Raw genomic sequence first — 12,210 nt, 5'->3', positions numbered from 1 at the left:
CCCATGCACTGAGTCTGGGAGTTTTGAGGTGGGGTAGAGGGTAGAGGGGGAGTGGGGTAGAGGGGGAGACGCTGAGATGGGGAGATGATGACATCGGTCAAGATAGTGGCTATTGGTACTGAATAATTCTGCCTAAACGTGATAAATAATTAGATGTGTGTTCGCGATCGCTGCTTTTTAGTGGCGGATCTGGTGCTGTCGCTAAAGCTACAGTCAAGATGCGATATCATGGAAAATGTCAATAAAAGACATTAAAATCTACCTGGCTGTCTCAGGAAAGTCTACCCTTGACTAGCTTGCTGCAAGGTAAGGATGGCAAATCGCCATTTTTAGTAACAGGATTGCGCCCAACAATCTGAATCTCAGGATATTTAGAGTGAATTCTCTAAAGAAACTTATCCCCGACTCAGGGGAAACAGTCTCAAACCCTAGGGCCGATGTCAAACAGGCAACTGTCCCAAACAACTGTCGCAAATGAGGGTAAAAGTGGGTGACAAGCCTCTGGAGTCAGTTTCCATGGCTCGACTGGCAGTTTCGCAAAAAAATCTAGCACAGTTCTCAAATTCACATTTTTCGGAGATTCGAGGTAAAATCATGGCCGAAATAACTAAAGAAGAAATGCGCGAACGCCTGGGCAATATTGACCAGATTCGCGATATAATTTTCGGAGCTCAGCTTAGAGAATACGATAATCGCTTCGATAAAATAGATTCTGAGTTGTCGATGATGCAGCAAGATATGCAAGCTCGCATCGAACAAGTAAAAACAGTTCTTTCCGGAGAAATGAGGGCGGCGGTTGATTCATTTGAAAAGAAAATCAAATCAATTACCTTGAATACTCAAGAAGAAAGCGCAGACCTCCGTCAGCAAATCGATCGCGTTAACCGAAAATTTTCCAGCAGCATAGAAGCACTGGATGAGGCGATAGACAGTCAAACCAGTTCCATTCGTGACGAACTATCCCAAACTAGAGAGCGACTCTCTGAAGAAACTCGCACTCTGAAAACACAAGTTTTTGAAGAACTCGATCGGCGTTTTTCCATGCTCAGAGAAGTCAAAGTTTCCAGAGATGACATGGCGGAAATTTTGTTTGAACTAGGCATGAGGCTCAAAGGCACTGAATTTGTACCAGAACTCAAGGGAGTGACGGATAATAAGCTAAATAACGAATTTTTGTTACCAGAGCGTCACCATCACGGATAATTAAAAACCCATGACCTCACAGAAAGAAAATCCGGCTGACGAACATGAGTTGCAGGGCTGGATTTCTAAACCTGATGAATCTGCTGACGATGAAAAAGCTCAGCTTGAACCGTTAGTGAGTCTGTTAGTCGATCTCAACATTATTGCAGGTTCAAACCGACAAAATCCCAAGTCGGAACCAGACAGCAGTGATGAAGACGATCGCACCCAGCTACTCGGTGGGTTTAAAGATTTGTTAGGTATTTCTGAGGAAGTTGGAGCAAGTGCAAAGCCAGAAACCTTCGAGGGTGAAGCGGATTCTGGTGATGCACTGGCTTTTTTGGAAGACTTTAAAAAATTGCTATTTGTTACTCAAAAACTGAATACTTCAGAACTCGAAAAAGACTATTCCTCACTTAATACTATAGATGTTTTGGCGATCGGCGAGGTGGAGTCAGAGCAGAGAGCGCACCAGATTCAGGACTTGTCTACCTCGCCGATTCAAAATGCTTCACAACCAGCTCCAACATCTCAGGAGAGCGGTCTTAATTTAGAGCCTGGGGCTGCTCCTCAAACCGAGGTACAACCCTCAGCAATAGGCGATAGCCCTGTTGTTCCAGCCACCTCAGAAGCACCAGAAATCCCCTATTTAGATGCTGCGGAGCCTTCGCATCTAGAAATGCCAAATTCACTCGAACAGCCCACGCAGATATCGCAGCCGATAGAAATATTGGGACAAATAAAACAGGATTTCAATGAAGCCGACAGCGCGATGGAAAGGCTGCAAAATTTGATTTTTGGCTCGCAAATATCAGATATCGAGCAAGTGAAAAATCTGTTGGCTGAAAACGATTTGCCCGCAGTGCGCCGTCTGATGACCACCATCGATGAGAAATTAGGAAAATTGGAGCACCAACTTTACGATCCCCAAGAGTTGATTGCTCTGATGCTACCCTGGATCGCAGAAATTCTCAGCCGTAAAATAAAAGATTCTAAGGAAGAAGTTGTAAACGCGATCGTACCGATTATTGACGAAGTGATTAGGGCAAAAACTCAAGCAAATAAGCAAGCCATGAGTTCGGCGATCGCTGAGTTACTTCCCGATGCACTTGCTCAACAAATCCACAATTCACCCGCAGATATTGCTAAGGCGATCGCCCCAGAAATCGGCATGGCAATTAAAGAACAAATTCGCCTCGACCAAGAGTCGATCGCTCAAGCCCTAGGGCCGGAAATGGGCAAAGCGATTACAGCCCAAATTGAGTTTGAACGAGATTCAATGGTGGATGCACTCTATCCGGTAATTGGCAGTACCATCTCTAAATACATGGCAGAAGCGATCAAGACCATCAATGAAAAAGTGTCAAACACCCTCAGCGTCGAAGGAGTTAAGCGCAAAATTCGCTCCAAAGTACAAGGAGTCTCCGAAGCCGAATTAATCCTTCAAGAATCCATACCTTTTACCGTCCAAGCAGTATTCTTAATTCACAAGGCATCAGGGTTAGTGATTTCCGAAGCTCAACAATTAGGAGATTACCAACTAGAATCAGAAATGGTCGCCGGAATGCTGACAGCTATTAGCAGCTTTGTGAATGATTGTATTGTCAGACCAGGACAAATTTCCGAACTAAATCAAATTGAATACGGTGAATCCAAGATTATGCTAGAAGTAGCCGGATACTGTTACCTAGCAGCAGTAATTAAAGGAGAACCACCGCCAAAATTTATCAAAAAAATGCGGGAAACTGTCAGCACGATTATCATCAATCACGGAAAATCTATCAATCAATTTAACGGCAACCCCCGTACCATATCTGATGACCTGCATGCACTGTTACTGGGTTTATTAGCAAAATTTACAACAGAATTGCAAACACCAGCAAAACTCCCCCTAGCCCTTGCGGGACTGAGCTTAGCATTGCTAAGCTTAATGGTAGTACCTTGGGGAATTTATCAGTACCGCAGTAACATTGACCGTCGCCTGGCCGATCGTGCCACTTTAGCTTTAGAATCGACTCCAGAATTAGCGGTTTATCGCTTAAATGTGAGTGTTGAAGGCAAAACTCTGAAGTTAACCGGAAAGTTGCCAAATCCCGAATTACGGGTAAAAGCTGGAAAAATAGCTGCATCGACGGCACCAAATTTGAAATTGGACAATCAAATTGTCGCGGTCGATTTACCTCCAGATCCAGTGTTGACAAAGGCAGAGGTGCAGCGAATCACTGCGGTTCTAAACAAACTCTGGGGTGTTTCTATTTCTAGTCGGTATGACGATCGCAGAGTTACAGTAGAAGGAACAGTGATGGAACAGTCAGATGTGCAGAAAATTACTGAGTCTTTTAAGCAAATTCCCGGAGTTCAATCAGTCATTAGCACAGTTAAATTAGATCCACTGAAAATTACAAGTCGCATTTACTTTGAGCCAGGAACAGCAAAATTAGATTCAACATATCAAGAGACAATTGTCAATATCAGAGATTTTTTGAGGCAGCATCCTCAAAAAAGTATTAAGATTATTGGGCACAGCGATCGCACTGGAGAATTTGCCATCAATCAACAGTTGTCGCTCCGGCGTGCAGCCACAGTGCGAGATGCCCTAGTCTTGCAAGGTGCTGACCCGCAGCGCCTCCAAGCGGTCGCCAGCAACAGTCCTCCTGCGGATGTAGCACAAAATCAACCGCTACTTTTAAGCAGGTGCGTCCTATTTGAACCAATAACTAAGAGCATCAACAGCAAATAATTATGTCAGTTACTATCTCTAAAAAAATGTGCATGATCGGCGATTTTGGCGTGGGTAAAACCAGTATGATCCGCCGTTTTGTCGATCGGCAATTCAGCGACCAGTACCTGTCCACGGTAGGAGTGAAAATTTCTCGCAAAAGTATTGTATTAGAAAACAGCACCAAACAGGAAATTGTCACAGCACAGTTGCTGATTTGGGATTTAGAGGGGCATACAAAATTCAAAGGTATCGCCCCCACTTATTTGCAGGGAGCAGGCGGCGTTTTAATAGTTGCCGATGTCAGTCGCTCAGAAACCGTTGAGCGAATTTCCGAACACATTAAGCTTTTTTCTTCAGTCAACCCAAAAGGCTCAATAATCATCGCTTTGAACAAAGTAGACTTGATAGACGAAGAAAAATTAGCACTGCTAGTGGAAATCGCCCATTCCATAGGTCAAGATAAAGTAGTAGCAGTTTACACAACATCTGCTAAAACGGGCAAAGATGTCGATGAAATTTTTCACAAACTAGCTTACACAATGGTAGAACAAGTATGAGCGATATTTTTAGAAAGCTGTTAGTCCCCCAAGAAACCGAATATTTTGTGATTAATCACAATTTCCTTATTGAGGAAACCTCCTCAGCCGTGCAGCGGTTTGCAGATACAGCCGGCGAGGCTTTACCCGGTGTGGATGCCCGCATCTGTTTTCCTGAATTAATTGGAGTTGAAAATATCCTCACATCTATAATTATCGGACAGAGGTCAAGTTTTCAAGTCAAGGGGATTGCTAGGTTTACCGACAATAATCATCCTTTATATTTCGATCTGTTAGTAATTGAACATGAAAACAACGAAGAACAAGAAGAAGAAGAACGACGACCAAGTACATTGCTAATTTTGATTGAAGATTCCACCGAAAAAATGGTAATGAAGCAATCATTAATCCAAAGAGCTAATGAGGCAAATCTTTTAGTGAGAGCCTTAGAAGCTTCGAGAGATTACATAGATAAAGTAATTATATCTATGGGCGATGCTTTGTTAGTCACAACCACCTTGGGCATCATCAAAACAGTAAATCAATCCGCTCAATTGTTGTTTGGGTACACCGAATCAGAAATTGTCGAACAGCCTTTGTCCATGATTGTCGTGGAAGAAACATTGCTTTACCAAGCACGCCACCATTATATTTTGTCTCAAGAAGAATTAGTGAGAGAATTGGAGGTAGTCTGCACGACAAAAACAGGAGCAGAAATTTGGGTAGAATTTTCCTGTGCGGCGATTCAGACGGAACTGAAGGGGCTATATGATTTTGTGTACATAGGTAGAGATGTTACAGAACGCAAGCAACAAGAAATCGAAATTCGTCGGTCTTTGGCAAGAGAACAGGAACTCAGAGACGTAAAATCTCGCTTTTTTTCGATGCTTGCTCACGAATTTGGCAATCCTTTAAATACAGTATTGTTTTCTACTCAAATTCTCAAAGAATACGGCGATGAAATTACAATCCAGGAGAAAAAAGAATACCTAGAACACATTCAATCAGCATCTAAACACATGGCTCAGCTATTAGATGATGTTCGGTTGCTTAGTAGTGCAGAAGCAGGGAAATTGAAATTCAATCCCACACCAGTTGACTTGAAAAATTTTTGCAACGATTTAGTAGAATCTATCAAAATTAGCTTCGGCAAAAATCATGCAGTTTGCTTTATTTACAAGCGAGTAATGTCGCGGGGGGTGAAATTAATTAATAACTCTTCTGAGGAAAGCAAAAAATTACCAGCAATGGATAAAAAATTGCTGCGACACATATTGACAAACTTGCTGTCCAATGGTATTAAATATTCGCCAATCGATAGCAATGTTTATGTTGAGTTGCATTGTTATGATGAAGAGGCTATCTTTAAAATTAAAGATGAAGGAATTGGCATTCCTATAGAAGACCAAGAACAACTGTTTGAATCTTATTACCGAGCTCAAAATGTAGGTAAAATACCCGGTACTGGACTAGGTTTATCCATAGTCAAGCAGTGTGTAGACTTGCACGGCGGTCAAATTGAATTTTCCAGCGAAACAGGGTTAGGTACTACTTTTATAGTGACCATTCCATATTACAAATCACAGCAAATAGATTAATCTCAGATTTGCTGGATATCAAGGGCGCATTTACTACCAAAAATCTCAAATGAAAACCCTGTTACAAAAACTATTGGTTCCTCACCACCTGGAGTACCTAGCACTAGATAGAGACTTTTTAATTCAAGAGACATCTGCCAATGTACAGCGTTTTGCCTACTGTGACCAAATAGTATCGGGAAATGATGTCCGCGTTCACTTTCCAGAATTGGTAGGAACTGAAGAAATTTTAATTGATATCTTTGAAGGGAGTTTGCCAAATTTTGATTTAAAAGCGATGACGCGGGTTTTAGATGATAACTCACGACTGTATTTTGATATGTATATCGTCGCATTCAGAAATGATGAAAGTCATCAAAGATTAATTATATTTTTTGAAGATGTAACAGACAGGATGGGTTTAGAACAAACTCTTGTTCAGGCGACCAATGAAATGAATATTTTATTGAGTACCTTAGCAGCTACTAACAATTATGTGGAAAAAATCATTACTTCCATGGCAGAAGTTTTGTTAGTGACCACCGCCAGTGGAAAAATTAAAAAAGTTAATCAAGCTGCTCAAAATTTGTTTGGTTACAGCGACTCGGAATTAGTAGGACGACAAATAAATGCGATCGCTCCCATCGGTCAATCTTTACAGAATCTCAGTAGACAAGGTGAATTAGTTCAAACTGAGGCGGAAGTAATTTGCACAGCAAAAACAGGTGAAAAGCTCACATTGGCTTTTTCCTGTACCCCTATTCCCAGTGACATTAAGAGTATTTCTGATGGTGGGACAGACTTCAAAGATTTCCTGTATATCGGTAGAGATGTTACAGAGAGAAAGCGGGCTAGCAAGCGAAAAGTAGCCCAATATGTCACCACGCGCATTCTCTCGGCATCGGAAACAATCAAAAAGGCGATCGCCGCAATTCTTCCCGTAATTTGCGACAGTTTGGGATGGGATACCGCCGAGCTCTGGATGCCAGAAACAGGTGAAAAGCTACTGTCAGTAACTAAGAGAAAAGTTCCGATTTCCGATCCAAATTTACTCCGGTGTGTGGCTAATTGGACAAAACGTTCAATCTCTATTCGCGAATTTGTAGAAGTTGCCGAACAAACTACCTTTGCCATGGGGGAAGGATTACCGGGGCGCGTTTGGGCCACCGGTTCCCCTGAGTTGATTAGAGATATAACTGAAAATGACAAGTTTTACCGCCGAGAAATTGCGGGTAGATCCGGATTGCATGGAGCTTTTTGCTTCCCAATTTTTGGCGACTACGAACAGGAAAATTCTACCCGGTCAATTTTGGGTGTCATCGCTTTTTTTAGTTGCGAGGTGCAGTGCTACGACGAAGAATTGCTCCAGACAATGGCAACAATTGGCAGCCAAATTGGTCAATTTATTAAGCGCAAACAAGCAGAAGCAGCTTTGCGAGAAAGTGAAGAACAACTGCGAGACTTATTTGAAAATGCTAGCGACTTGATTCAAAGTATTGGAGCAGACGGTCATTTTTTGTACGTGAATCGGGCTTGGCGAGAAACTCTTGGGTACAGCGAAGCAGAAATTGCTAAAATGACAGTATTTGATATCATTCATCCCAACAGTTCCCCGGATTCTCTTCACATATTCGATCGGGCGATTCGCGACAAAGAAATAGATGAAAATACTTTTTATCCAGATTCTGTAGAAGCGATTTTTGTGACCAAAAAATACCAACAAATTTTGTTGGAAGGGAGTATAAGCTGTAAATTTGCTGATGGTCAGCTAGTGGCTATTCGCGCGATTTTGCGAGACATTACTGCTCGCAAACAAGCTGAAGATGCTTTAGCCCAATCTGTCTCCCTGCTCCAAGCAACTTTTGATTCCACTGCTGACGGGATTTTAGCGATCGATCGCACTGGAAAAATAGTCAGTTTCAACCGAGAATTTATAGAAATGTGGGGCATTCCCGAAGAAGTGATGGCACTGCGATCCGATGCACAAATTGTTGCCTTTGTCCTCAACCAACTGAAAGATCCCCAGGCATTTCAAGAAAGGATAGAATCACTTTACGAGCAGCCAGAAGCGGAAAGTTACGACTTGTTAGAATTTCAAGACGGCAGATTTTTTGAACGCTATTCTGAACCGCAGCGACTGGGAGATGAAATTATCGGCAGAGTTTGGAGTTACCATGACATCACCGAACGCAAGCAAGCAGAAGATGCCCTCCGGGAAGAACAAGAAAAATCTGAAAAACTCCTTTTAAATATTTTGCCGAAAGCCATAGCAGAAAGGCTTAAACGAAATGAAACTACTATTGCAGAATACTTTCCTGAAGTGACTGTTTTGTTTGCAGATATTGTGGGTTTTACACACTTGTCTACCCTGATGAATCCCATTGAGCTGGTGGAGTTGCTCAACCAAATTTTTTCCAGCTTTGACCTGATTTGCGAACGGCTTGGGTTAGAAAAAATTAAGACTATTGGGGACGCATACATGGTAGTAGGAGGATTACCTGAGCCTAGGGCAGACCATGCCGAAGCGATCGCCCAAATGGCCCTGGATATGCAAACAGAAATAGCCAGATTTAATGCTCAAAATAACAAATATTTTAGCATCCGCATCGGTATCCATAGTGGCCCGGTGGTGGCGGGAGTAATTGGCATCAAGAAATTTATTTACGATTTGTGGGGCGACACGGTTAATATTGCTTCTCGCATGGAATCTCACGGTTTGCCTTGGCGAATTCAAGTGAGCGAAGCTACTTATAATTTATTGCAACACAAATATTTATTCGATCGGCGGGAAACTATTCATGTTAAAGGGAAAGGGGAAATGACAACTTATTTACTTATAGGTGAAAAATAAAATTAGTCATTGGTCGTTGGTAATTGGCTTCGCACCGTGCTCTTCGACCATTCAACTTAATTTTGGTGAATATCTGGAAGACTTGGTAACTAACTTATTTAAGTTTTACAATATTAGCGACCATCCTATTCAGTTGCAGCTATTAGCGGAACCGATTTGGCTAAACATTGAAACTGCGACTCCCTGCGGTTTAATTGCTAATGAATTAGTGTCAAATACCTTGAATCACGCTTTTCGCGATCGCGCAAATGGTACGGTTAGTGTAGAATGCTATCAAACAGGCGATCGGGAAATCCACCTCATCGTCAAAGATGACGGCAAAGGTGTTCCGCCAAATTTTAATTTTTTTTAAAAAAATACTAGGGCTTTCAAGTTGTCTCCACTTTAACCCAACAGCTAGAATGAAATATTGAACTATCAGGAGAAATAGGCTCTATTTTTCACTTAACATTCACTGAATTAAAATATTTTAAAAGGCTTAAGAATTATGAAAATTTCGGAAAGAAATATTAATATTTTGATTGTGGAAGACGAACTTTTAATAGCTAAAAATTTATCCAACAAATTGGAGAATTTGGGTTACAAAATAGCAGGGATTGTTTGTTCAGGAGCCGATGCCATCGAGCGTGCTGGCGAAATGAAGCCAGATTTAATTTTGATGGATATAGTCATTAAAGGCCAAATAGACGGAATAGAAACAGCAACAATCATCAATCAAAAATTAGATATACCAATTATCTATACAACTGCCTATGCAGACGAAGAAACTTTGGAGCGAGCAAAAAATAGTGGTTCCTACGGCTACCTCCTCAAACCTTTTAAAGAAAGAGAGCTACACGCCACTATCAAGATTGCATTGAGCAAACATCAAGAAACGGTTAAAATGCAACAAGAAATTGCATCATTTACAGCAAAAAGCGAAGACGAATCGCGTTTTTTGGCAATGGTATACCATGATTTAAATACTCCCTTGACTACCATACAGCTATCCGCTGAAATACTGGAAGATTGGAATTATTCTGCTAGTATAGTAACAGCAAATAAGACGGTAGAACGTATTAAAAAAGCTGCGATCAATATGAGTGAATTGCTGGAAGATATTTTAATGATAGCCAAAGCAGATTCTGGCAAACTTTTCCTGAACTTAAAGTTGGTAAATCTGGTTGATTTGTGCCATCTTATATTAGATGATATGCAACCGATCGCTAGTCAACAACACCTAATAAATTTTCGACATAAACAAGATTTTTTGTACGCTAATGTCGATGCAAAACTACTGCACCATATGCTCATAAATTTGCTGTCAAATGCTATAAAATATTCTCCAAACGGCGGTGATGTATCTCTTGAAATAAGCAGCAAATGCCAGCAAGTAATTTTTTGCATTCGCGATGAAGGAATTGGTATGAGAGCGGAAGATATAGGCAAATTATTTCAGAAGTTTGAACGGGGTGGTAATGTCAGCAATATTAAAGGTTCGGGGTTGGGACTTTGTATTGTCAAACACATTGTTGACCTCCACGGCGGTACCATAAGTGTGGAAAGTGCGATCGGTAAAGGTACTACATTTACTGTGGCGCTGCCTTTTGATAGTTGAGTGTTGACTAAAGAACAATAGGCCAGCCCCCGGCCTGTTTTAGCAATAAAAAAATCTTGTTATTAATGTTATTTGAGCTGTTGTTGATGCACAAAAAATTAACAATTAAATAAAATATTTTATTTAATGTAGCTTTCTGGCTTAAACCTGGAATCAAGGCTCTACCTATAGATAGAGACTAGCTGCGATCGGCATAAATGAAACTTCCACCCCTTGAGAGATGTAGCATCAGGGATATTTTTCGTTCAATAGTATCAATTACTGTTACCAACACCCAATTAAGAAACATCAGAGAGGATCTATGAGCATCGACAAACCAAACGAAACTAAAGATATTTTCCGCAGTTCCAATCCGGGAGATCGAATTTCCGACGAACCACAAACCATCGAAGAAAAAGCCCAGCAACTCGCAGTAGACCACGTTCCAGACATAACTGGAGATATAGTTACAGTTCCCACTTATGTCATCGTCGAAGAACCGGATGGGGAAAAGAAAGCCCTGCACCACGTCAAAGACGCTGAAGAAATTTCCGACGTAATTCGGCAGGCCAGAGTTGACGAAAATGGTGAGCGAATTTGGGATTAAATTCAATCAAATTAAAGACGAGTTTTTTAACCAAAGTTATCTGTAGAAATCATGGAAACAAATCAGAGAAACACTGCTCCTTTCCCCAATATTCCGCCCATTCTGGAAACTGACGATCGAGAATATCTCGATGGTGGCATAGTAGTTGCAGTCGCAGGCCATCCCCTTCACCCAGTGCTGATTGTATTTCCCGTAGCCTTTCTGGTAGGAGCAGCCGGTACTGACATCGGCTACTGGCTGACAAGCGATCCTTGGAAAGAGAAAGGGACGTAAAGTTGGATATCCTAAGTTCAAGAAAAGAACCAGTAGTCAGTCAGCACGTTTTAGGGTTGGAGGATTTTCTCTCAAAGGTGATGGGATTTATTTAGCCAAGATTGGGATTGTCAATCCAATATGGTCTAGAGAGTTGCCATCAGAACCTAGCTCGGTCACGGTAATCAAGGACTGTGCGAATCGCTACTTTCTGAGCTTTGTTGTAGAAATTCAACCAATTGCATCTGAAGCTAAAAATCCAAGTATCGGGATTGATTTAGGAATTAAAACCTTTGCGGTAATGAGCAATGGTGAAAAAGCCGAAAGCCCTAGCTATAAAAAGTTAGACCGGAAAGTTCGCAAACTGCAACGCAAATTAGCTCGTCAACCTCATGATTCTAGAAGAAGGAATGTAATCCGCATTAAGATTGCGAAACTGCACAATCAGATTACCGATACTCGCAAGGATTTCCTCCACAAATTGTCAACTAAAATAGTCAACGAAAACCAAGTTATTATTTTGGAAGATTTGAACGTGTCGGGCATGGTCAAGAATCGGAAACTTTCAAGAGCGATTAGTCAGCAAGGATGGAGAGAATTTAGGACACTTTGCGAGGGCAAGTCTGAAAAGTTGGGCAGGGAATTCAATGTGATTAGCAGATGGGAACCCACCAGCCAAGTCTGTTCGGACTGTGGCTTTAGGTGGGGCAAAGTCGATTTGTCTATCCGCTCAGTGCTTTGCCTAAGTTGTGGTACCAAGCAAGATAGAGATGAAAATGCTGCTAAGAATATAGAGAAAGTCGGGATGGGGAATCGCCACGACTATAAACGGGCGCAGAGGGATTGTCAGACTATGAAAGGTAGCAGAACCCGATGAAGCGTCAACAATCACCGCTCATGAGAGGCC

General features: G+C 41.6%; 10 protein-coding genes. All 10 read left to right on the top strand.

Features of this window, described 5'->3' with window-relative positions; all coding sequences use genetic code 11:
- The first annotated feature begins 594 nt into the window (after nucleotides 1–594).
- The 10 genes from P2A85_RS03365 (at nucleotide 595) to P2A85_RS03320 (ending at nucleotide 12,180) form a co-directional block, all read left to right on the top strand.
- Nucleotides 595–1,203, top strand: coding sequence for a hypothetical protein (locus P2A85_RS03365; protein ID WP_377477521.1), 609 nt, complete (start codon nucleotides 595–597; stop codon nucleotides 1,201–1,203).
- A 10-nt stretch (nucleotides 1,204–1,213) separates the two neighbouring features.
- Nucleotides 1,214–3,922: an OmpA family protein gene (locus tag P2A85_RS03360; protein WP_377477520.1), complete on the top strand. Its 2,709-nt coding sequence runs from the start codon at nucleotides 1,214–1,216 to the stop codon at nucleotides 3,920–3,922.
- Between the two features lie 2 nt (nucleotides 3,923–3,924).
- Nucleotides 3,925–4,461, top strand: a complete 537-nt coding sequence (locus tag P2A85_RS03355) for a Rab family GTPase (RefSeq protein WP_341730988.1) — start codon at nucleotides 3,925–3,927, stop codon at nucleotides 4,459–4,461.
- Nucleotides 4,458–6,038: an ATP-binding protein gene (locus P2A85_RS03350; RefSeq protein ID WP_377477519.1), complete on the top strand. Its 1,581-nt coding sequence runs from the start codon at nucleotides 4,458–4,460 to the stop codon at nucleotides 6,036–6,038. The genes P2A85_RS03355 and P2A85_RS03350 overlap by 4 nt, the downstream gene beginning before the upstream one ends.
- 49 nt (nucleotides 6,039–6,087) lie before the next feature.
- The gene (locus P2A85_RS03345) at nucleotides 6,088–8,868 is read left to right on the top strand and encodes an adenylate/guanylate cyclase domain-containing protein (RefSeq protein WP_377477518.1); all 2,781 of its coding nucleotides are present in this window, start codon (nucleotides 6,088–6,090) and stop codon (nucleotides 8,866–8,868) included.
- Nucleotides 8,858–9,220 carry a sensor histidine kinase gene (locus P2A85_RS03340; protein ID WP_377477517.1) on the top strand — a complete coding sequence of 121 codons (363 nt, stop codon included), beginning with the start codon at nucleotides 8,858–8,860 and terminating at the stop codon, nucleotides 9,218–9,220. The genes P2A85_RS03345 and P2A85_RS03340 overlap by 11 nt, the downstream gene beginning before the upstream one ends.
- Before the next feature lie 135 nt (nucleotides 9,221–9,355).
- Nucleotides 9,356–10,465 carry an ATP-binding protein gene (locus P2A85_RS03335; protein WP_377477516.1) on the top strand — a complete coding sequence of 370 codons (1,110 nt, stop codon included), beginning with the start codon at nucleotides 9,356–9,358 and terminating at the stop codon, nucleotides 10,463–10,465.
- 301 nt (nucleotides 10,466–10,766) lie between these two features.
- Nucleotides 10,767–11,051, top strand: coding sequence for a hypothetical protein (locus P2A85_RS03330; RefSeq protein WP_377477515.1), 285 nt, complete (start codon nucleotides 10,767–10,769; stop codon nucleotides 11,049–11,051).
- A 51-nt stretch (nucleotides 11,052–11,102) separates the two neighbouring features.
- Nucleotides 11,103–11,324, top strand: a complete 222-nt coding sequence (locus P2A85_RS03325) for a DUF2231 domain-containing protein (protein ID WP_377477514.1) — start codon at nucleotides 11,103–11,105, stop codon at nucleotides 11,322–11,324.
- Nucleotides 11,299–12,180 carry an RNA-guided endonuclease InsQ/TnpB family protein gene (locus P2A85_RS03320; protein WP_377481275.1) on the top strand — a complete coding sequence of 294 codons (882 nt, stop codon included), beginning with the start codon at nucleotides 11,299–11,301 and terminating at the stop codon, nucleotides 12,178–12,180. The genes P2A85_RS03325 and P2A85_RS03320 overlap by 26 nt, the downstream gene beginning before the upstream one ends.
- Nucleotides 12,181–12,210 lie beyond the last annotated feature (30 nt).

The sequence above is a fragment of the Microcoleus anatoxicus genome (assembly GCF_042465725.1).
In the GTDB taxonomy this organism is placed as follows: domain Bacteria; phylum Cyanobacteriota; class Cyanobacteriia; order Cyanobacteriales; family Microcoleaceae; genus Microcoleus; species Microcoleus anatoxicus.
The sequence above is the reverse complement of the archived record's forward strand: the minus strand, read 5'-3'. Positions and strand labels throughout refer to the sequence as shown.

Bases quoted from the DNA above. Each gene is read 5' to 3' on its own strand.
- P2A85_RS03365 (WP_377477521.1), top strand. From the start codon at position 595: ATGGCCGAAATAACTAAAGAAGAAATGCGCGAACGCCTGGGCAATATT.
- P2A85_RS03360 (WP_377477520.1), top strand. From the start codon at position 1,214: ATGACCTCACAGAAAGAAAATCCGGCTGACGAACATGAGTTGCAGGGC.
- P2A85_RS03355 (WP_341730988.1), top strand. From the start codon at position 3,925: ATGTCAGTTACTATCTCTAAAAAAATGTGCATGATCGGCGATTTTGGC.
- P2A85_RS03350 (WP_377477519.1), top strand. From the start codon at position 4,458: ATGAGCGATATTTTTAGAAAGCTGTTAGTCCCCCAAGAAACCGAATAT.
- P2A85_RS03345 (WP_377477518.1), top strand. From the start codon at position 6,088: ATGAAAACCCTGTTACAAAAACTATTGGTTCCTCACCACCTGGAGTAC.
- P2A85_RS03335 (WP_377477516.1), top strand. From the start codon at position 9,356: ATGAAAATTTCGGAAAGAAATATTAATATTTTGATTGTGGAAGACGAA.
- P2A85_RS03330 (WP_377477515.1), top strand. From the start codon at position 10,767: ATGAGCATCGACAAACCAAACGAAACTAAAGATATTTTCCGCAGTTCC.
- P2A85_RS03325 (WP_377477514.1), top strand. From the start codon at position 11,103: ATGGAAACAAATCAGAGAAACACTGCTCCTTTCCCCAATATTCCGCCC.